Source organism: Pseudoalteromonas sp. NBT06-2 (genome assembly GCF_002276045.1).
GTDB lineage: Bacteria > Pseudomonadota > Gammaproteobacteria > Enterobacterales > Alteromonadaceae > Pseudoalteromonas.
The window spans coordinates 1-21,963 of the sequence record NZ_NQMR01000067.1 but is presented as its reverse complement, the minus strand read 5'-3'; the positions used below and the strand labels follow the sequence as shown (position 1 = coordinate 21,963).

Here is a 21,963-nt window from a genome sequence, read left to right as displayed (position 1 = left end):
TGAAGTGGTTTGGGTATATGTGCCCCTTTAGGCGCAATAGCAGTCACCGCATTTATGTAAGCCAATGCCTTCGTTGTATCTTCAGCTTTAGTTGCCGCTTCAACAGCACATAAATATGTCGCTACCTGTGTGCGCACTGGGATATAACTAAATGATTTTGAGCTGTTCAAGCCTTTCAACAACTTGCCTCTTTTATACGCGCCTGGGTTCTTAAAGTGAAGTTTACCTCTTTAGCTTGAGCTGCAAAATTAAAGTTAATTATAAATAAAGTTAAACATAACCAACGCATTTATTTCTCCTGATATAAAATACTTAAGGGTGAAATATACGCGCATAAAAAATTTAAGTTTGATTAAGTGACAAAAGTACACATACAGAGATAAGCAGTGATATATCATGATAAAGTGCATAAATAAGTGTATTTTCTTCTAAATTAGCCTTTAATATCAATCAATTTGCACATTTGATATTTGAAAACATCTAAAAATAAAACAATAATTCAACTACTTACTTTTTAGAGAAAATAAAATGCTAATAGCAATAATCAAAAATACACCATCTTGGGTTTTTATTTTGTTTACTATTTTACTCTGGGTTGGATTTAAACAATCAAAAACCAGAACAGTTAAAATTACGGTTAGTTTAATATTACCGATTGCCATGCTAATTTTATCTTTACATACAATCCTAACTATTTTTTCTGATGTATTTATTAGCCTCAGCTTATGGATAGCTACAATATGTGTAGCTTGTTATATAGGCCTTATATGTAATTTTTCTACTGTAAAATACAATAAAATAGACAAACACATTGAAATATCAGGTAGTTGGTTACCACTGATACTTATCATGTTATTATTTTTTACTAAATATACCTTAGGCGTATTAAATGTGCTTCAACCTGACATAATTACAGAGCCAAGTTTTATCATACTAATCAGCTGCTTATTAGGGTTATTTAATGGCCTATTTACATCAAGAGGACTAGTTATTTTAAAGTCGATTAAATAACTTTAATAGGCAAAAAAAAGCGCCACAGGCGCTTTCTTTAGTTTATTTTAGAACAAAACATTCAAAAATTATTTTTTATGTAACTTAGCAATTTGTCTGCGTTTACGTTTTTGCGACAAAGTAACTTTAGTAGTACGGCCAGCGTAAGGGTTATCACCTTCACGAAATTCAATCTTAATTGGCGTCCCCATTACATTTAATGCTTTACGATAATAATTCATTAAGTAACGTTTGTATGACGTAGGTAACTTATGCACCTGATTACCGTGAATAACGATAATGGGTGGATTGTAACCACCTGCGTGAGCATATTTAAACTTAACACGACGACCACTCACCATTGGTGGTTGGTGATCTGACTGAGCCATATCCATGATACGACGTAACATAGATGTACTGACACGTTGTGTTGCTGATTTGTATGCTTCGTCCACTGATTCAAATAAATGACCTACACCTGTACCGTGAAGTGCAGATATAAAATGAATACGTGCAAAATCAATAAAACCTAAACGTCTATCAAGTTCAGTTTTAATACGATCTTTAACATAATCATCTAAGCCATCCCATTTATTCACAGCGATAACTAATGAGCGACCTGCGTTCAAAGTAAAACCTAGTAGGCTTAAATCTTGGTCGCTAATACCTTCTCGCGCATCAACAACTATTAAAACAACATTAGCATCTTCAATCGCTTTTAATGTTTTAATTACTGAGAATTTTTCGACAACATCGCTTACTTTTTTACGCTTACGTACACCAGCTGTATCAATTAAGACATATTCTCTATCATTACGTATCATAGGAATATACACTGAATCTCGCGTTGTTCCCGGTGCATCATAAACAATCACGCGTTCTTCACCTAAAATACGGTTAGTCAGTGTAGACTTACCTACATTAGGACGACCAATAATTGCTAATTTAATTGGTTTATCTTCTGGGTTGTAATCTTTTAAGTCTTCATCATTTTCATAAATTTCAGAGAACTCATCATCTTCTTCAACATTCACCTCAATGCCATGCAACTTATTATATTCTTCAATAATAGGTTGTAGCGCAATTTCAATTAATGAAGTTACACCTCGTCCATGTGATGCTGCAATGTGATAAACTTCACCGAGTGATAACTGATAAAACTCAGCACAGTTTGAGTCTGCATCAATACCATCTGTTTTATTAGCAACAACTAAAATTGGTTTATCTTTTTTACGTAAATGATTAGCAATTGCTTGATCGGCTACTGTCATGCCAGCTCGAGCATCAACTAAAAATAAAACAACATCAGCTTCTTCTATTGCTAATAAAGATTGCTCAGCCATTTCCACTTCGATACCCGTTTCCGAACCATCAATTCCGCCAGTATCCACAACGATAAACTCATAGTCATCACTACGCGCCTGACCATATTTACGATCACGTGTTAAACCTGGAAAGTCAGCAACTAGCGCATCACGAGTACGAGTTAAACGGTTAAATAATGTGGATTTACCAACATTAGGTCGCCCAACAAGAGCGATCACAGGAAGCATAAACAACCCCTTTAAATTATACTAAGTCTAAATTCTAAACCATTTTATAATAGTTCACTTTTAAATTTAGTATGAAAACTAAAAACAACAAAAGGCTTCGCTATGCGAAGCCCTTTAAAATTATCTTATTTAATCACACATTAAATTATGATTAACTAAAACGTTACATTATGGTGCTTCAATAACTGAAACTTCACCATCTCTTGTAGTAATAATAAGTTTATTACCAGCAGCGACTGCTTCTACAAAAAAGCCTGAACTATCAAACTCTTCACGAGAAACTAATTCACCATTAGTTTTATCTATCCAATGTAGATTACCTTCATTATCACCTAAGACTAAATTGTTTCCGATAACAGTCGGCCCAGTTAAATGCCAGCCAACTAAAGCCGGTTGACTCCAACGCTCTATACCAGAGTTTTTATCTAAAGCAAAAATACCACCAGAGCTATCAACCAAATAAATGTTTAGGCCATCGGTAGTTATCTCTCTGTAGCCACTGTATTCACGTTTAAAAATAACGTTGCCAGATCGGATATCTACAGCAGCTAAATTACCATTGTAAGCTAAAGTATAAACGATAGAGCCTGAAACAATAGGTTTAACATCAACATCAACTAAACGCTCAAATTCAGATGAGCCTTTTGGTACTGCAATATCAGCCTTCCAAGCAGAAAATCCACTTTCAGAAATAAGTACGGTTAATTTGCCAGTTTCTTCACCAACTAATACACCGCCATTCGCAACAACAGGTGCACTCATGCCACGTAAAGTTAATGCAGGTACTTCTTGCTCGTATTTCCAGCGTAGCTCTCCCGTATCAGGGTGCAAAGCAACTAGTTGCCCTGAACCTAAATTAGCAAAAATTAAACCATCACCTGCTGCAGGGCTTGAAAGTGCCTCACCAGGAACATCTTTACGCCAAACTATTTCACCTGTTTCTCTATCTAAAGCGATAATTTCGCCATGTTCAGAGCCAACATATATTTTACCAAATGCTTGTAATAAGCCACCTGAAAGTTTTGCGTTATCGCTGTCTTCCCAAGGCCAAAATGCAATGTTAGCCCGTACATCTTTTTGCCATAATTGATCGCCTGTTTCTAAAGAAAGTGCTGTTACTTTACCGCTTCTATCTGCAACATAAACCGTATCTTTATATACAGTAGGTGAAAGTTTTGAGAAATAATGACCTACACCATCACCTACAGATTCTTGCCATAAAATCTTAGTATCAAACTGATTAACTATTACTGGTAAAATAAGTTCATCAGGCTCTTCATCATCATTTGAAGAACAACCCATTAATGTGGCCATACATATGGCCAATGTTGCCATGGTAATTTTTTTCATGACTTTAACCTTAGTTTTCAGATACTGGTACGTTCAACGTGGCAACAGCTAAATTATCAAGTTTAATTTGTAATAGTGTATTATTCTCTAGACCACCCGCATCAGTTGCGGCTTGATAAGCATTACGCGCTTGTTCATTTTCATTTTTAGCAACAAATATGTCCCCTTTAAGCTCAGAAATTATCGCTTTAAAACTTTCAGGAAATGCATTTTTTAATGTTGCTAAAGCGGCATCAAATTGCTTTTGTTCTAATTGAATACGCGCTAAACGCGTGAAAGCTAATGCTTTGAATTCAATATTTTGAGCATTAACTGAGATCCAAGTTAATTTTTCTGCCGCTTTCTCCAAATCATCTTTTTCTACCGCTTCTTTTGCAGTTACAAAAGCAGCTAAAACAGAGTAACTAGAGTCACCATTCACTCTGATAAATTCGTCTGCATCAGCTAATAAAGTTGAATCTTCTTGCCCTGCTTTTTCAATTAATTGTGTATAAGAGTCTGACGTGGATTCTGTTGTTTCGATTTTATGTTGATTATAAGCTCTCCAACCATATAAACCACCTAAACCTAATACTACGCCGACAGCAAGTGCTATACCATTGTCACGAAAAAAACCTTTAATGGCTTCTGCTTGTTCTTCTTCTGTTGAATAAACTTCCATACTATCCTACCAAATCTGTTAAAAGAGTTCTGACTTCATCAATATTTAATGTTATTTGATCTTTCTTTTCTCTTAGATATTTAATTGTCAAAATGCCTTGTTCTAGCTCATCATCACCGATAATTAGGGCGATTTGTGCACCACTTTTATCTGCGCGTTTTAGTTGTTTTTTTAAGTTACCACCACCAGCATGTACCATAATACGCACACCTAGTACTTGCTCTCTTAACTGCTGCGCTATTACTTGCGCTTGAATACTTGCCTTATCGCCCATAGCTGCAAAATATACATCTACATTGCTACGAAGCTCACCGACACACTGTAACTCTTGTAATAGTAAAACTAAGCGTTCCATACCCATTGCAAAACCAACCGCTGGAGTTGCTTTGCCACCTAGCTGTTCAACTAATCCATCATAACGTCCACCAGCACATACCGTACCTTGAGCACCAAGGTTTTTAGTTACCCATTCAAATACTGTACGATTATAATAATCTAAACCACGTACTAATTTTTCATTAACTTGGTATTCGATACCTGCAGCATCTAAACGTTCACATAAATTTGCAAAATGTTCAGCTGAACCTTCATCTAAGTTTTCTGAAAGCTTAGGTGCATTAACTAATAATGCTTGAACCTCAGGATTTTTACTATCTAAAACACGTAATGGATTACTATGCATACGGCGTAAAGAATCTTCATCTAATTGCGATTTATTCTCTTCTAAAAATGCAATTAAGATTTCACGATATTTTGCACGTGCTCCATTAGAACCTAATGAGTTAAGCTCTAATGTTACGTTTTTATCAATACCTAGTTTTTTCCAAAGATGAGCAGTAAGAATAATAATTTCTGCATCCATTTCAGCAGTAGAGAAGCCAAAAGACTCTAAGCCAAATTGATAAAACTGTCGGTAACGACCTTTTTGTGGGCGCTCATGTCTAAACATTGGACCCATGTACCAAAGTCTTTGCTCTTGATTATACAGTAAGCCGGCCTGATTTGTAGCACGAACACACACAGCAGTACCTTCTGGTCTTAGAGTCAAACTATCGCCACTTCTGTCCTCAAAAGTATACATTTCTTTTTCAACAATATCAGTTACTTCACCGAGCGAGCGTTTAAATAAATCTGTTGATTCTACAATAGGGAAACGTATCTCCTGATAACCAAATGAAGCAACTGTTTCGCGTAATATTGCTTCTAGTTTCTGCCAAATTTGTGTATCGCCTGGCAGATAATCGTTCATACCACGTACTGCTTGGATTTGTTTAACCACTGTCGTTCCTAATTCATTTGTTACTGATAAATAATAAAACGCTGAAAATTTTAACATGCGTTAATAAAAGAGCCGAATTATAAACCAAATTCATCTTTTCTTCTAGCTAGCTATTTTTACTTTATTAAATTAACCTGAAGTCAGATTAATTACTCTACTATTTTTACATCAATGAGCGTTTGCGCATCTTTTGCTTTTACATAATGACGTATTTGTTGTTCTAATTGTTCAGCAACATTACCATTATCAATGCGTGTTTTTTGGCGTTCACCATTTATATACAAGCCAGATCGCTTATTAGCACCCGCCAAGCCTAAATCACTGATAATTGCTTCACCAGGACCATTTACAACACAACCAATAACTGACACACTTATTGGTGTAATGATATCTTCTAAGTTTTCTTCAAGTTGATTCATCGTCTTTACAACATCAAATTCTTGTCTTGAACAACTTGGGCATGCAATGAAGTTAATACCACGAGAGCGAATGCGTAACGATTTTAAAATATCAAAACCAACTTTAACTTCCTGCACAGGATCAGCAGCAAGAGAAATACGTAATGTATCTCCGATACCTTCAGATAATAACATGCCTAAGCCAACAGCTGATTTCACCGCCCCCGCTCTAAAACCTCCAGCCTCGGTAATACCTAAATGGAGAGGTTGTTCAATTTCTTTCGCTAATAATTTATATGCACCAACAGCTAAAAATACATCAGACGCTTTTACCGATATTTTAAATTGGTCAAAATTAAGACGTTGTAATATTTCAACATGTCGCATTGCTGATTCTAATAATGCTTCAGGTGTCGGTTCTTTATATTTTTCTTGGATATCTTTTTCTAGTGAACCACCATTTACACCAATTCTAATTGGGATATCATATGTTCTAGCAGCATCAACTACAGCTCTAATACGATCTTCTGAACCAATATTTCCAGGGTTAATACGTAAACAATCAACACCATATTCAGCTACTTTCAAAGCGATACGATAATCAAAATGGATATCTGCCACTAAAGGCACATCAACTTGCTGTTTAATGCTTTTAAAAGCATCTGCTGCAGCCATTGTTGGTACGGATACTCTTACTATATCAGCACCAGCATTTTGAATATCTTGTATTTGCCTTACAGTTGCATCAATGTCCATGGTATCTGTATTTGTCATTGACTGTACAGCGATGGGTGCGCCATCACCAATAGGTACATCACCTACATAAATTCGGCTGGATTTTCTTCTTTTAATAGGATTTTCAGAAAACATAATATTCTCAATCTATTTATAGCGATAAAGGAAGTTGGAATTTTGCTAAACGATTTGTAGGTAAACTTGAGGTATCAACCTTTTCACCATCTAGCTCAATTTCTACTAACTGTTGCTTACCTAATACCACAGCAAATGGTGCAACGCCATTAACAGTCATAACATAACCTGATTTTTTTACACCAAAAGCCACTCTCTCACCTGTAGCATCAAAAATTTCAACCCAACTATCACCAGAAAAGTGCATAATTATTTTGTTTAATATTACTTTTTTTAATGGTTCTGGCGCGACTGTATCAGTATTTACTTTTGCTATTTTGAGATCACTTGTTGGATTTTGGACATTAATTGCTGTTATTTCTTCTTTAGATGACATCGATTGAGCTTGATTAATACTTGAACTAATTTTAGGTTCAGTCACAAAAGTAGTATCAGCACTATCACTACTCTCGGTCTGTGCATTTAAAGTCATATCAACTTCAGATGCATTAATGGCAACATCTTCTTTCGAAACTTGGTTCTGCCACCATAAAATTCCAGATGAGCCTAATACGATACTTAAAACGATATAGCTTACGAGCATTAATCGACTATCGTGGGTTTCTTTTTCAAAGCGATTTGAGAAACTCTGCATTTGATTTTCTTTAGAATTACGTTCGACAGATTGATAGCTCTGCATAACTTCACATTCATTTAAGTTTAAAATTTTGCAATAAGACTTTATATATCCTTTTACAAAAATTTCTGGTCCTAAATTTTTATATTGATTATTTTCTAAATTAATAAGCTGAGAAACATCTAAATTTAATTGGCTCGCCAAAGACTCTACTGAGATATTAGCCTCTTCACGACCTTTTATTAAAATGTACCCTAAACTAGCCTTTGCTTGCTCTTGATCCTGCTCTAATGTTTTATCTGTCATAATATATATGTTTTTGGATCCACTAATAAAATTCGATTACTTGGTGTTAAATAAACATTCTCTTGTAAAGCATTCCATTCAAGTAATTTTTTCATCAAAATATTATATTTTACTGAAATACTAAACAATGTATCACCCTCGCTGACCTGATGATAAATATTTGGATTGTTTAAATAGATTTTGGTTCCTTTATAAACCTGATCTGATTCTGATAATTTATTCCATTGCAATAAACTTTGTAATTTAACATTGTATTTCACTGAAATGCTAAATAAATTCTCACCACTTTTGACGATATGGAAAGGTACTTCAATTTCACTTATATTTCTATTTTCTAAAGCTATTTCCTGATCTTCATCATTAGGTATCGTTATCGATGGCAGTACTAATGGAGTTTGTTCTGCAATATTCAATTGTTCAACTAAAACAACCGTTGTCGATTCAACATTACGGTTATCTTTTTTTACTTCTCCCCCTAAAAATTTTATTTTATCACTTTGAATCTGGCTTGCTATTTTTGTTATTTTTTTTAACTTTTTGTTTATTTGTGTTGTCTCTGGTACTTTTTTCTTTTTAAGAATTTTAATTTTTGGTTTATCTTTTCTAGATAAAATATCTTTTTGTAACTTTCTTAACTCACTTTTACGATATTGTTCTTTTAATTTCACAAATTCACTTGATGTCGTTTGACTTTTACGTAAAATTTTAGCTTCAATTGAAGTTGTATAAGTTTGCTCAATTGTTTGAGATAAAGTACGCGCTTTTTCTAAATGCCCCATACTCGATTCAATTAAATAAGATAATAATAAAGACCTTGAAGAAATTCTTCCTGCGGCACCATAACGTTTCAGTGTCATTTGTGCTTTATGTAAGTCACTTTTAGCGTAATAAAAAGCAGATAGATTAATTAATGAAGAGCCACGCATAGGGCTATGTTTGACAGATGATTTTAAATAGTCTTCAACATTGTCAAAATCATCCGCATCAATGGCGCATAAAGCTAAATTTTCATAGCTTTCAGCCACTCTCAAATAGCTTGGGATTTCAATTGCACTTAAAAAATTATCAACAGCATGATCATATTCACCAATATCACATAAAAACACACCATAATTATTGAGTGTATTTGCATCATTAGGGGCTAAAGATAATGCTTTCTCGTAGGATTCTTTTGCTTTATCTGATTCACCAACCGATTGATAGAAATACGCTGTTGTATAATGTACTTCAGGAAGGTTAGGTGAAAAATAAAGTGCTTTCTCTAAATTATATTTAGCTTGAGAACTATCACCCATAGAAAGGTATTTTAATGCTAAAGATATACGTGTACGTGCAGCTTGCGTATTATTAATCTTTTTTGTGATAACAGATTTTTTGCTGCCATCATATGTATTTTGAGTCACACACCCAGATAAACATAACAATACTAGAAGATAAAATAAAAAGTGACGCATATAAATTTCCTTATTAATAAACAATATAAAAAAATCAATCAAATCAAGCTAGCGTAAACGATTGAATTTAGCTCGTTTATCAAAAATAAATAACCATTTCTTATAATAAAAGAACAGTTTACAGAAAAGTACCTTAACTGCATCTATTTTTGTCATTTAGTTATATCGAAACCCTTTCACTAAATGACAAAAATAACTATTGTTTAGCAGGCATTACCTTAACTGAAATTTCATTGTCTTGCTGCATTCTCTTTTTCATTAATCGTTTAGTACGATCTTTAACATCCCCCACTAACTGACCACAAGCCGCATCTATATCATCACCACGAGCACGACGAACAATACAAGTTATACCTGCAGCTTGTAAAACTTTAGAGAACCGATCAATTCTACTATTGCTTGAACGGCCATAATCATTGCCAGGAAATGGATTAAATGGAATTAAGTTAACTTTTGAAGGCGTACCTTTAAGCGTTTTAACTAATTCATGTGCTTGGTCAGTACTATCATTTATGTGGTCAAGCATAACGTATTCAATCGTCACATCTTTATTCGCTTTTGAACCATCAATATAACGACGACATGCTGCCAAAAATTCAGCTATAGGATATTTTTTATTGATTGGTACTAATACATCACGCAGCTCGTTATCAGGTGCATGTAAAGAAATAGCTAAAGCAACATCAATTTTTTCTTTTAAGATATCAAGTGCAGGTACAACACCAGACGTACTAATGGTTACACGGCGTTTAGATAAACCAAACCCCCAATCATCCATCATTAATTCCATTGCTGGTATAACATTGTTTAAATTAAGTAACGGCTCCCCCATTCCCATCATAACAACATTTGTAACCGGTCTATTTGTACTATCAGCATGTAAACCAACATCTTTAGCAACACGCCAAACTTGACCTATGATCTCTGACACTTTTAAATTACGGTTGAAGCCTTGTTGCGCCGTAGAACAAAAAGTACATTCAAGTGCGCAGCCTACTTGAGAAGAAACACATAGTGTTTTACGTTCTTTTTCAGGGATCCAAACAGCTTCGACTTCCTGTCCACCAGCTAAAATTAACGCATACTTAATTGTGCCATCACTAGCGACTTGTTTTTCTGATATTTCTGGTGCTCGAATTTCACACTCATCTTTTAAGCGTGCTTTTAGCTTTTTATTAATATTGCTCATTTCATCAAAATTATCAACGCCAAAATGGTAAATCCATTTCATTACTTGATCACCACGAAATGGCTTTTCGCCGTATGATTCAAATAGTTCGCGCATGCCTTTGCGGTTTAAATCAAGTAAGTTAATTTTAGCTTTTGTGGTATTCATGAAGACCTCTACCATAATGACGACTTTAATGTTTGTAATGAGTAAATAAATCAACTTATCTACTTTATAAATAACTCAAAACCACATGATTTATTTATAAAAAAGACAAGAAAAGGGCATAAAGCCCTTTTCTACAATCCGTGTAGCTAAACAGCCTAAGCTGTCACTACAAAGAAATTATCTAGTGCGCGAACAAAGTTCTTCATCAGCGAAGAAATAAGCAATTTCACGTGCAGCAGACTCTAAAGCATCAGAACCGTGAGCTGCATTTTCATCGATGCTATCAGCAAGATCTGCACGGATAGTACCAGCTAGTGCTTCAGCAGGGTTAGTAGCTCCCATAATTTCACGGTTTTTAAGAACAGCGTTTTCGCCTTCTAAAACTTGCACCATAACTGGACCAGAAGTCATAAATGAAACTAAAGCACCAAAGAAAGGACGCTCAGAATGCTCAGCGTAGAAACCTTCAGCTTTCTCTTGAGAAAGGTGTACCATTTTAGAAGCTACGATTTTCAGGCCAGCAGTTTCAAAACGGTTATAGATTTGACCGATTAAATTTTTAGCTACTGCGTCAGGTTTGATGATTGAAAAAGTACGCTCTAAAGCCATCTTATTTGCTCCAATAAATTAAAAGAATATGGTTTATACGAATGAAAGGACATCCGATATAAGTGGGCGCGAATTATACGCGATAATATCCAAAGATCCTATCTTAATTATCGAAATTCAGAAATTCTTGGTGATTTAGTTTTCACTTAATTAAAAATGGCTTTTCCAATCATTTCCTGCAGGGCAAGATAATTTAGATGAAACTATTTTAGAGATTGAAGATCAGATCGGGAAACAATAAAGTAAAGGTTTACCAGTATGGGAAGTAATTTCATCACTCACTTTTCAAAAATAGAAGACCCTAGAAAATCAAATAAACGTCACCAGTTAATCGATATCTTATTTCTAGCTGTATGCTCTGTGCTATAAGGTGCTGAAGATATAGAAGATGTAGAAGATGTAGAAGATTTTGGGCATGTTAAATTAAATGGTTAGACAATAGCTTCCTTTTAAAAATGGCATACCAACACATGATTCGATTGCTCGCGTACTAAGTAGGATCAGTCCAAGCTGTATTCAAAAATACTTTGTAAATTGGGTAAAAGATATTGCTAAACAAATAGGTGTGATGTTAGATGTGATGGAAAAGTCGCCAGAGGCAGCTTTACAACGAAAGATAGAGAGAATTCACTTCATGTGGTCAATGCATGGAGTTGTGGAAATGGATTAGTACTAGGTCAACAAAAAGTAGATAACAAATCTAATGAAATTACAGCGATCCCAAAATTTTTAGAATTTTTAAGCCAGACTTTAGCAACATTCCATCAAGTCAAAAAAGGAAAGCCGTCAGTTAGGTTACTCTCTGATATTGTAAAAGAGTTTGAAAATCAATTTGCTCAGGAACATATTATTTCGTTTGATGAAAGAGAAATTGAGGCGAAAACAATCATTATTGGAAATGTTGCTCACAGTATCAGTTTCATGTTTACCGAACTAATACTAATGAGATAATTACTCAAAGAGGTGTTAACAGTATTCAGTTGATTCGAAGCCGTGATGGTTGAAGAATTTAATCTATAATGAGACAACTTGAAAGTGACGATTATCAATTGCCTAAAAAATATGATGCTTTCAAATAAGCTTACTTCTGGTAAAATTAAAAATCAGGTGAACTACAAAAGTTCGGCAGAAAAACTAAAAAATGATCAGAAAAGTCATTTAAATTCTGCAAAAACTAAATCACCAATAATTGCGAGCCATTGTAACTCAGATTGTTATTTTATTCAGTGAAGATTAGCTATTTCCTGCGAAACACTTAAATACGTGACCGTTCTCTATCCCAAGAATTGAACGTTTATAAAACTTAGCAACTTCTTTACCTGGTATACTTAAAAATCCAGGGAAAAAGTCACCATACGCAGCAAGTGATTCATCCAATACTGTCGGACTTACTACGTTTATTCTGATCCCTCTTGGTGCTTCCAGTGCTGCTGATTTAGCAAAGTATTCAATTGCCCCCCCAACCACAGCGGCACTTATTCCAAAACGAATAGGGTAATCTGCAGTTATACCAGAAGTCAGAGTTATACTTCCTCCATCATTAAGATAGTTAGATCCTTCTTCCGCTAAACGAATTTGTCCCATCAATTTACTTTGCAGACCTACCTCCCAATCTTCATCGGTATATTCACCAAAGGGTTTAAATGCGACAGTTCCTGCTGCATTAATAATCGCATCAACACGTCCAATTTTATCAAATGCTGTTCTTATCGATTTACGGTTACTAATATCTAATTTGATATCACCATGATTTGAACCAAGCTTGATCACTTCATGCTCTATTTCTAATAATTCGACTACTGCCTTGCCAACCGAACCGCTAGCACCTATAACTGCAATTTTCATCACTTTTCTCCAAATGAGTTACGTTGTTTGTTCAACAATTGATACTATAGACTGGTAACAATGTATGAAAAACAGCAAATTTTGACAATACTGTTTACTTTTTGGAGTTAATATGAATATTGCGCATGTAGAGACATTTCTCAAAGTAGCTAAACTTAAAAGTTTTTCAGCTGCAGCAGAAAGCTTAGGGGTTTCAAAGGGGTTGGTATCGCGCCACATAAAAGCATTAGAACTGCAATTAGAATGCTCTTTATTACATCGTACCACAAGAAATGTCTCTCTAACGGAAGCGGGCCATGAGCTATTCGAAACAGCCCAGCAAATAGAAACTTTGATGTTGAGAGTTTCAAAAAACATTAAAGAGCTGCAACAAGAAGACCGAGGACACATTAGGTTCACCGCACCTACCAGTCTTGGTGATAAGTTATGTATTGATATGATTGCAGGGTACAGAAGCCGTTATCCAAATGTGAAGATTGAACTAGATTTTTCTACTGACATTAAAGATGTAGAGTTCGGTGATTTTGATGTGGCTCTAAGAACGAATAATCACCTTCCCGATAATTTAATTTCGAAAGATTTTGGCTTAATGAAAAATGTACTTGTTGCTTCTCCTGACTGGTTAAATGATCAATCAATAGTCACACCAGCTGATTTAATTAATATCGAATGTATACAAAATAGCTTTAACTCTAATTGGAACCAATTGATCTTGTATTCTAATGAATGGCAAAAGGTTGTAATCCCAACCCAAGGTAAAATATCATGTTCAAATTATGAGGTTATTGTAACCTTAGCTGTTGCAGGTGATGGGCTTGCCAGCTTACCATTTCCGATTGTTGAAGATTTACTCCATGGTGGTCAACTGGTAAGAGTATTACCGATGTGGCATAGTTCACCTCACCATTTTTATTTATTGTATGCAAAACAACGGTTTTACCCAAAAAAATTACGAGATTTTATCGATGCTGTAGTTTTGTGGCGTGATAAAAACTCACGTTTTTTTGTTAGTTGAGCTCATAGCCAAAGAAAACTAAACTATTCTTATTTCATTTACGAGCATAGAACTTTTTTCTCTCCAGTCTTTTTAATAAAATTTAACCAGTAAAATCATTATGTTGTTATACAACCTAATAAATAATAAAGTGATTGAGCGTTGCTATAAGCTTTATCATGGTTGAACTTAAAATAGACGAGCAAAAATATATTTTGCTCGCTCAGTTTAATTTACTCGCAGTATTAATCTCTGAAGTTTTTGAACTGGAAAGGCTGACCTAATTCAGCAGTGCGTATAAGCTGCATAGCTTGTTGTAAATCGTCACGTTTTTTACCAGTAACACGTACTTCATCACCTTGAATCGCTGATTGCACTTTTAGCTTTGCATCTTTGATTTTTTTCACTACCCTTTTAGCTATATCTTGCTCAATACCTTGCTTAATAGTGACTTCTTGGCTGAATGTTTTACCTGTATGTACTATATCTTCTAACTCAAAGCTTTTTACATCTAAGCCTCGTTTAACCGCTTTACTTGCTAATATTTCAAACATTTGTGTTAATTGAAATTCAGCATCGGCTTTCATTAAAATCGTTTCTTTTGTTAATTTGAACGATGCTTCTACGCCACGAAAATCATAACGCGTTTCTAATTCACGGTTAGCGTTATCGACTGAATTTAAAGCTTCTGTCATTTCAACTTCAGATACAACATCAAAAGAAGGCATGGTTTTCTCCAAAAATAATTTATACTCTTATAATTTATGAATTATACCCATGCGTCATAAATTGAACAAAGCTTTACTGTGTTTTGTTTGATATAATTATGGTCCTTATTAACTTTAATGGAATGTTTTGTGACTCGACGTTTATATCAAGTGCTGTTTTTAACTGTGTTAATAGCCTGTACCGCATTATTCGCAAAAGAAGTAAAAAACGTTGCCCAACTATTCCCTCATATTGATAAAGTTGCCCACTTTAGTATTTTTATTGTATTAGCAGGTATAATGCACCGCGCATTTAAAGCACATATTTGGATACATATCTTGTTATTAGCCAGCTATGGCGCAGGCATTGAAATGATGCAAAGTACTTTACCCCACCGCCAAGCTTCTTTTCCTGATTTTATAGCTGATGTATTAGGCGCAACATTTTATTTCAGTAGTTATTGGATTTGGCAAAAAAAATGCAAAAAGAAAAAAATAGAACAAGCTTAATTCCTTCTTCTAAAATACATATTGTAGGAAAAGGTGCTATTGGCTTATTACTAAGTCATTACCTGACAAAAAACACTTCAAATTCAGTCTCACTTTGTCTTCGAGGTAATCAAAAAGAAACTACTTTTAATTATCAAAACAATACTTTAATCGAACAAATTGCATTAACACACAGTGAAAAAAATAATGAAAGTATTCACTTTTTAATTATTCCAACTAAGTCTTATGATGTATTAACTGCTTTTTTAAGCATAAAAGATAGATTAACAAATAACGCTGTAATCATTTTATGTCACAACGGTATGGGAACCATAGAGCAGATAAAACCTCATTTAATCGAAAATCAAAGCTTATTTTTTTTAACTACGACTATGGGCGCTTATAAACCTAAACCTAACCATGTAATACATACTGGATTTGGCACAAGTACGTTAGGTCCTATAAATCAGCCTGCAATCAATAATCGAAAAATGATTTTTAAGGCTTTATCAAACTGTATTCCACAGATGGTTTTATCTCGAAATATTAAGCAGTTATTGTGGCGTAAATTAATGATTAATATTGCGATCAATCCATTATCTGCAATTTACAATGTTAAAAATGGTGCACTCAACCAACCAAGGTTTGCGTTAGAGGTTTTTCAATTATTACATGAAGCTTATTTAGTTGCGCAAAATGAAGGTATTGATATCAGCTTTTCAAAAACATTAAATTTGGCCTATGCAGTCATGTCTACAACGGCGAAAAATTATTCTTCAATGAACAGAGATCACAACTTAGGTAAGCTGACCGAAATATCAGCGATATCAGGCTATATCGTAGAGTTAGCAAAACAATATAATATTGAAACGCCATACAATAAATATGTACTTTTAAAATTATTATAAAAATACAATAAAATAAAAAAACTTTCTAAATTAGAAAGCTTTTTTATCAATAATTAAGTTACGTATAACTATATTATTAGAATTTGTATTCGATACCTAAACCTAAGTAGCTTTCATCTTCTGAAGAATCGTTATCAAAAGTAGAGTAAAAACCAAATAGCTTAGTATTTTTAGCTAGTTTGTAATCAACACCTACAGATACAACATTTTTATTGTCACCGCCATCAAAATCAATTGATTGATATTGTGCTTTCAGTGTTGCTTTACCTAGGCCATATGCTGCATTTAAAGCATAACCGTCAGACTCATACTTAACTTCACCTGTAGATTCTTGTGTTTGGTACATCGCACCTAATTTAATATCACCCAGCTTACTTTGTACTGTAGCGCGCATAATATCGTAGCCTTTAACATCACTATCAGCTGCAAACGATGCAAATATCTTTGATTTTTTTAGTTTGCTATCACCAAACAAAAGTGCGGCAGAATAACCATTATCAGCATCTTTAGTATCTTCAGCTATCACGGTACCAATAAACTGAAAACCATTCATTTTAGGAGTTTTATAAGTAATAGAATCACCCATACGATTTTCGCCATTACCGCCTGCTTTCCATAAAGTTTTAATGTCAGCTTCTAAATCATTAAACAAATCAATTTTACCTTGTGATTGTTTAAGTGCTGTATCATTACGACCAATTAAGACTTCACCAAAGCTTCCGTTAAGGCCTACATATTGATTTCTTGATTTTAGATTTTTTTCACCTGATTCGTCAGAAACATCAACTTGCCACTCCATTTTATAAACAACTGATAATTCATCATCTAATTTTTGACCACCTTTAACGCCAAAACGAGAGGCATTACTTTTAATTTCAGTGAAAGAACCATCACCGTCATCAGATGATTGAACGGTTACGTTAGCCTTACCATAAACAGTAAGATCAACAGCCATCACAGGTTGTGCAAATAAAGTAACTAAAGAAACAGCAAGTGCAGTCTTGGCCATTTTCATAATAAATTCCTCAAAGAATCAAATTAGTTCAGAAGTAGTTCTAAAATCTGGGCGCATTGTGTCATGATTAGATGACAGAAATATTACAACCTAAATTAATTCTAGTTCAAAATTTAAATTATCATAAAATCCACATTATTAATTTCTGTAACTACACTATAAAGAACAAGTTTAAAACTGAACATTGTATTAAAAGGATAATAGTGACTTATAAGCTACTTATAATTGAAGACACTCCCACTATTGCTAAAGTACAAAAGCATATAGGATTAAAAATAGGTTTTGAAGTTGATGTAGCCAGCAGCTTAGCTGAAGCGATTGAACTTATTGAGCACAATAATTATTTTTGTTCCATTGTTGATTTTGTATTACCGGATGCGCCTGATGGAGAAGCGATCCCTTTAACAATAGGAGCTGAAATTCCTACAATTGTGATGACAGGAAAACTCGATAATAGCACCCGTGACTATGTATCCCAATATCCTATTGTTGACTATATAACTAAAGAAAGTCATCAGGCCTACAGGTACCTTGAAACACAACTCACTAGACTGCCTAAAAATAAAGACGTGCATATATTAATTGTTGACGATTCTTTAGCGACAAGAAATCATTTAAATAATTTACTTGTTCGACATAAATATAAAGTTGCACAAGCTGCAGATGGTAAACTTGCACTAGAACAACTAGCACTATATCCCGATATTAAAGTGATTATCACTGATAATGAAATGCCCATTATGGACGGTATAACCTTAACAGGTAAAATCCGGAAAAAATTTAATAATGATGAAAAGATAGTAATTGGTATTTCAGGCACAAAAGATAATTACGTATCAGCACAGTTTTTAAAAAGTGGTGCTAACGATTATTTAAGAAAGCCTTTTTATCCTGAAGAATTTTATTGTCGCTTAAGTCAAAATATCGAAATGATTGATAATATTGCGACAATAAAACAGCAAGCAAATAAAGATTACTTAACAAATCTGCCAAACCGTAGATATTTTTTTGAGCAAGCAAAAGTACTTTCTGATATACAAAAATCAAATAACACTCCACTTATTTTAGCCATGATAGATATAGATCACTTTAAATCCATAAACGATAGCTTAGGACATGATGTAGGCGATGAAGTACTAAAAGAATTAGCTAAAATATTCATGAAATTATTTGCTGATCAACTTATTGCTAGATTCGGGGGTGAAGAGTTTGCAATATACTTTGATAATATTGACTTCTGTTCTGCGAAAAAACGTTTGGAATCGTTTAGATATCATTTAGATCAAACAAAAATATATGATGTGTCATTCACTATATCTATCGGCTTAACGCAGCAAAATGACTACGACATTGATGAAGTATTAAAAATAGCAGATAAACATTTATATACGGCCAAAGAATCTGGCCGTAACAGACTTATTTGTGACGAAGACGAGCTCTAAATTGAGTTTTTCTTCTTGTTACTGCCACTAAAAGCATCCCATGTATAAAGAGCAAGCGCTGCCCAAATAAAACCGAATGTAAATAATCGAGCTGTACCCACTGTTTCACCATAAAATATCACAGCTAAACAGAACATAAGGCTAGGCCCTATATATTGAAAAAATCCGATTGTTGAATATTGCAAACGCTTAGCTGCAGCTGTAAAACATAACAAAGGTAATGTTGTTACTACGCCGGCACTAATCAATAATACATTAAGCTGCCAGTTATTAGCTGTTAAATCTGCACTTGATGAATCCACATAAAAAAACCAATACACCAAAGCGATTGGCACTAAAATAATTGATTCAAGTAATAAACCTGGCAAGGACTCAACTGCCATCTTTTTTCTTAATAAGCCATAAATAGCAAATGATGTCGCTAAACCTAAAGCAATCACAGGGAATGAACCAAAGCTTATAAGCTGAATTATAACTCCTAAAGCAGCTAGGCCAACAGCAGTGCCCTGAAGTAACCTTAGCCTTTCACCTAAGAATAAGATCCCCAGCAGTACATTGAATAAAGGATTTATATAATAGCCTAAACTGGCATCTAACATATGCCCGCTATTTACCGCCCAAATAAACAAGCCCCAGTTAAACCCTAATAAAGTAGAGGTAAGTAATAACATTAATAAAAGCTTAGGTTGTTTAAAAATGCTTTGAACTTTATACCAATTTTGCTTTATTGCAATTATGATCATTATAAAAACAAACGACCAAACAACACGATGGGCTAAAATCTCTAATGCACCAATTGAATCAATTAATTTAAAATATATTGGCGCTAACCCCCACATAATAAAAGCCGCTAACGCGTAATATATACCCTGCTTTTGTTGCGTACTTGTCATTAAATTATCACACCTTGGAATTGAGAGGCGCATAATATCTGATCGACCATTGCCTTGGATAGCTTTTCACGGCTTTTTAAAAAAATAAGATAAATAAATAAAAATAAACATTGAGATCATTTGTACTTTTTTGTAATCAATTAAATACAATCAAAACTTATCTTTAATATAAACAACTCATTAACTGTAAAACTCTTTTATAGCAATACACCTAATATACTTACAAATGTGAAAGCTTTCGTTTATTAATTAAATAAGCAAACAGATTTAAAGACAATCAAACTAAAAAACTCTAAAATGCATTTTATGTTTTTTAGATAACAATCTGCCAGATCAATAGATGAGTGAACCCCAAGAAGTTATAGCACATGCAAACCAACAAAAATCAGCCAAGGATATATTAAAAGAAGTTTTTGGTTACGATGATTTTAGAGTTGGTCAAGATGTTGTTATAGATGCTGCAATGCAAAGCCAAGACACCTTGGTACTGATGCCAACAGGCGGCGGAAAGTCACTTTGTTATCAAATTCCCGCATTATTAATGCCTGGTTTAACAATTGTTATTTCGCCTTTAATTTCATTAATGCAAGATCAGGTTTCGCAACTTAAAGCTGCTGGCGTTTCTGCCGCTTATATTAACCAAAGCCAATCATATCAAGAACAACAAGACATTTTTCAGCAATTATATAGAGCTGAAATTAAATTACTTTATGTAGCTCCAGAAAGAATTTTACAAAATGCATTTTTAGAACGCATTAGACATTTAAATATCAGTTTATTCGCCATAGACGAAGCCCATTGTGTTTCTCATTGGGGACATGATTTCAGGCCTCACTATTGCCGTTTACAACAATTAAAGCAGTACTTCCCTAATATTCCTATGATGGCGCTAACAGCAACGGCAGATACCGCTACTCGCCAAGATATTGTTATTCAATTAGGCTTAACAAACCCACATATTCATACTGGCAGTTTTGATCGCCCTAATATTAGATACACCTTGGAAGAAAAATTTAAACCTTTATCACAACTGTTGCGTTATTTACGTGGACAAAAAGGTCAAAGCGGCATTATTTATTGCACCAGTCGTAAGCGCGTTGATGATATTGCAGCTAAACTCTCTGATGCAGGGTATAACGCGGCAGCTTATCATGCAGGAATGGAAAATGCTCAAAGAGAATTTGTACAAACTGCGTTTTCTCGTGATGATATACATATTGTAGTAGCCACGGTTGCCTTTGGCATGGGCATAAATAAACCTAACGTTAGATTTGTTGTTCATTATGATATCCCTAAAAATATTGAATCTTATTATCAAGAAACTGGCAGAGCTGGCCGCGATGGATTAGCTGCTGAAGCAATTTTATATTTTGATCCTGCAGATATTCCAAGAGTTAAACGCTTTTTTGAAGATATCCAAGATGAACAAAGAAAAAAAGTAGAAGAGCAAAGGTTTAGCGCTATGGCTAACTTCGCTCAAGCACCAACATGTCGCAGACAAATATTATTAAATTACTTTTCAGAATATCAAAGAGAAGCCTGTGGTAACTGTGATATATGTCTAGATCCCCCAAAACAATTTGATGGCACTGTCGTTGCACAAAAAGCTTTATCTTCAGTTTATCGTTCAGATCAAAGGTTTGGCATGGGGTATGTGGTTGAACTATTAAGAGGCGCAAATACAGCCCGAGTGCGAGATAATAATCATCATGAATTATCTATTTTTGGTATCGGAAAAGAACAGTCTCAAGAATACTGGCTTAGTATTTTACGCCAACTTGTTCATCAAGGTTTATTACGCCAAGATATTACTTTAGGTTCAATTTTACGTTTAACAGAAGCTGCAAGACCTGTTCTTAAAGGTGAATATGAACTAAATTTAGCTGAACCTCGCTTAAATGCTAAGCATGTATACAAAGATAAACTGGCACGATTTAATTACGATAAACAATTATTTGCTAAATTACGCGCTCTAAGAAAAGTTATTGCTGATAATGAAAACTTGCCGCCTTATGTGGTATTTAATGATGCTACATTAGCCGAGATGGCTCAGAAGTTACCAACCAATGATTCTGATTTCTTGAAAGTATCCGGTGTGGGTTTCACTAAGTTAACTAAATACGGTCATGAATTTTTAACAACTATTCAAAACTATTTAGCAAAAGGTTAAGCTTCTAGTTTTCCAGAATGACTTTATAAATCAAACCACTCAAAGATATTTTAAATGGTTTGTTTATATACCCAAACA

Annotated in this window: 21 protein-coding genes; 8 read left to right on the top strand and 13 right to left on the bottom strand. The window is 34.3% G+C overall.

Going from position 1 to position 21,963, the window contains the following annotated elements:
• Positions 1-528: 528 nt before the first annotated feature.
• Positions 529-1,011 carry a DUF6622 family protein gene (locus CJF42_RS13750; protein WP_095367238.1) on the top strand — a complete coding sequence of 161 codons (483 nt, stop codon included), beginning with the start codon at positions 529-531 and terminating at the stop codon, positions 1,009-1,011.
• A gap of 68 nt (positions 1,012-1,079) precedes the next feature.
• Here the strand turns inward: CJF42_RS13750 and der are convergent, their stop codons facing one another.
• From der to ndk, 9 genes are all read right to left on the bottom strand, one after another.
• The gene (der, locus tag CJF42_RS13745; protein ID WP_095367237.1) at positions 1,080-2,543 is read right to left on the bottom strand and encodes a ribosome biogenesis GTPase Der; all 1,464 of its coding nucleotides are present in this window, start codon (positions 2,541-2,543) and stop codon (positions 1,080-1,082) included.
• 168 nt (positions 2,544-2,711) lie between these two features.
• Positions 2,712-3,893, bottom strand: coding sequence for an outer membrane protein assembly factor BamB (gene bamB, locus CJF42_RS13740; protein WP_095367236.1), 1,182 nt, complete (start codon positions 3,891-3,893; stop codon positions 2,712-2,714).
• A 10-nt stretch (positions 3,894-3,903) separates the two neighbouring features.
• Positions 3,904-4,554: a YfgM family protein gene (locus tag CJF42_RS13735; RefSeq protein ID WP_095367235.1), complete on the bottom strand. Its 651-nt coding sequence runs from the start codon at positions 4,552-4,554 to the stop codon at positions 3,904-3,906.
• Position 4,555: 1 nt separating this feature from the next.
• Positions 4,556-5,833: a histidine--tRNA ligase gene (hisS, locus tag CJF42_RS13730; protein WP_095367239.1), complete on the bottom strand. Its 1,278-nt coding sequence runs from the start codon at positions 5,831-5,833 to the stop codon at positions 4,556-4,558.
• A gap of 149 nt (positions 5,834-5,982) precedes the next feature.
• Complete coding sequence (ispG, locus tag CJF42_RS13725; RefSeq protein ID WP_095367234.1) at positions 5,983-7,101, bottom strand: flavodoxin-dependent (E)-4-hydroxy-3-methylbut-2-enyl-diphosphate synthase; 1,119 nt, start codon at positions 7,099-7,101, stop codon at positions 5,983-5,985.
• A gap of 16 nt (positions 7,102-7,117) precedes the next feature.
• Complete coding sequence (locus CJF42_RS13720; RefSeq protein ID WP_095367233.1) at positions 7,118-8,023, bottom strand: RodZ domain-containing protein; 906 nt, start codon at positions 8,021-8,023, stop codon at positions 7,118-7,120.
• Positions 8,020-9,477 carry a type IV pilus biogenesis/stability protein PilW gene (pilW, locus tag CJF42_RS13715; RefSeq protein ID WP_095367232.1) on the bottom strand — a complete coding sequence of 486 codons (1,458 nt, stop codon included), beginning with the start codon at positions 9,475-9,477 and terminating at the stop codon, positions 8,020-8,022. Before pilW ends, CJF42_RS13720 begins: the two co-directional genes overlap by 4 nt.
• A gap of 196 nt (positions 9,478-9,673) precedes the next feature.
• A complete protein-coding gene (gene rlmN, locus CJF42_RS13710; protein WP_095367231.1) occupies positions 9,674-10,813 on the bottom strand; it encodes a dual-specificity RNA methyltransferase RlmN in 1,140 nt (379 codons plus the stop codon).
• A gap of 177 nt (positions 10,814-10,990) precedes the next feature.
• A complete protein-coding gene (gene ndk / locus CJF42_RS13705; RefSeq protein WP_095367230.1) occupies positions 10,991-11,422 on the bottom strand; it encodes a nucleoside-diphosphate kinase in 432 nt (143 codons plus the stop codon).
• Positions 11,423-11,680: 258 nt separating this feature from the next.
• On the opposite strand from ndk, the gene CJF42_RS29315 reads away from it, so the two are divergent.
• Both CJF42_RS29315 and CJF42_RS13695 read left to right on the top strand, forming a co-directional pair.
• Positions 11,681-11,791 carry a transposase family protein gene (locus CJF42_RS29315; RefSeq protein WP_095367229.1) on the top strand — a complete coding sequence of 37 codons (111 nt, stop codon included), beginning with the start codon at positions 11,681-11,683 and terminating at the stop codon, positions 11,789-11,791.
• Positions 11,792-12,058: 267 nt separating this feature from the next.
• Complete coding sequence (locus tag CJF42_RS13695; protein ID WP_095367228.1) at positions 12,059-12,373, top strand: hypothetical protein; 315 nt, start codon at positions 12,059-12,061, stop codon at positions 12,371-12,373.
• 282 nt (positions 12,374-12,655) lie between these two features.
• On the opposite strand, the gene CJF42_RS13690 is transcribed toward CJF42_RS13695, so the two are convergent.
• Positions 12,656-13,267 carry a short chain dehydrogenase gene (locus tag CJF42_RS13690; protein WP_095367227.1) on the bottom strand — a complete coding sequence of 204 codons (612 nt, stop codon included), beginning with the start codon at positions 13,265-13,267 and terminating at the stop codon, positions 12,656-12,658.
• A gap of 112 nt (positions 13,268-13,379) precedes the next feature.
• On the opposite strand from CJF42_RS13690, the gene CJF42_RS13685 reads away from it, so the two are divergent.
• The gene (locus CJF42_RS13685) at positions 13,380-14,282 is read left to right on the top strand and encodes a LysR family transcriptional regulator (protein WP_095367226.1); all 903 of its coding nucleotides are present in this window, start codon (positions 13,380-13,382) and stop codon (positions 14,280-14,282) included.
• A gap of 224 nt (positions 14,283-14,506) precedes the next feature.
• Here CJF42_RS13685 and CJF42_RS13680 read toward each other — a convergent pair whose 3' ends face one another.
• The gene (locus tag CJF42_RS13680; protein ID WP_095367225.1) at positions 14,507-14,989 is read right to left on the bottom strand and encodes a YajQ family cyclic di-GMP-binding protein; all 483 of its coding nucleotides are present in this window, start codon (positions 14,987-14,989) and stop codon (positions 14,507-14,509) included.
• Between the two features lie 129 nt (positions 14,990-15,118).
• On the opposite strand from CJF42_RS13680, the gene CJF42_RS13675 reads away from it, so the two are divergent.
• Together CJF42_RS13675 and CJF42_RS13670 are read left to right on the top strand one after the other, a co-directional pair.
• Positions 15,119-15,478 carry a VanZ family protein gene (locus CJF42_RS13675; RefSeq protein WP_095367224.1) on the top strand — a complete coding sequence of 120 codons (360 nt, stop codon included), beginning with the start codon at positions 15,119-15,121 and terminating at the stop codon, positions 15,476-15,478.
• The gene (locus CJF42_RS13670; protein WP_095367223.1) at positions 15,448-16,365 is read left to right on the top strand and encodes a ketopantoate reductase family protein; all 918 of its coding nucleotides are present in this window, start codon (positions 15,448-15,450) and stop codon (positions 16,363-16,365) included. The genes CJF42_RS13675 and CJF42_RS13670 overlap by 31 nt, the downstream gene beginning before the upstream one ends.
• Before the next feature lie 76 nt (positions 16,366-16,441).
• Here CJF42_RS13670 and CJF42_RS13665 read toward each other — a convergent pair whose 3' ends face one another.
• Positions 16,442-17,380, bottom strand: coding sequence for a porin (locus CJF42_RS13665; RefSeq protein WP_095367222.1), 939 nt, complete (start codon positions 17,378-17,380; stop codon positions 16,442-16,444).
• 203 nt (positions 17,381-17,583) lie between these two features.
• Here CJF42_RS13665 and CJF42_RS13660 point away from each other — a divergent pair, with 203 nt between their 5' ends.
• On the top strand, positions 17,584-18,822 hold the full coding sequence (locus CJF42_RS13660) for a response regulator (protein WP_095367221.1): 1,239 nt from the start codon (positions 17,584-17,586) through the stop codon (positions 18,820-18,822).
• Here CJF42_RS13660 and rarD read toward each other — a convergent pair.
• A complete protein-coding gene (gene rarD, locus CJF42_RS13655) occupies positions 18,819-19,715 on the bottom strand; it encodes an EamA family transporter RarD (RefSeq protein ID WP_252097609.1) in 897 nt (298 codons plus the stop codon). The two genes, CJF42_RS13660 and rarD, sit on opposite strands and share 4 nt — an antisense overlap.
• Before the next feature lie 340 nt (positions 19,716-20,055).
• Between rarD and recQ the strand changes: the two genes are divergently transcribed.
• Entirely contained in the window at positions 20,056-21,885 is a 1,830-nt protein-coding gene (gene recQ, locus CJF42_RS13650; protein ID WP_095367219.1) for a DNA helicase RecQ, read from the top strand.
• Positions 21,886-21,963 lie beyond the last annotated feature (78 nt).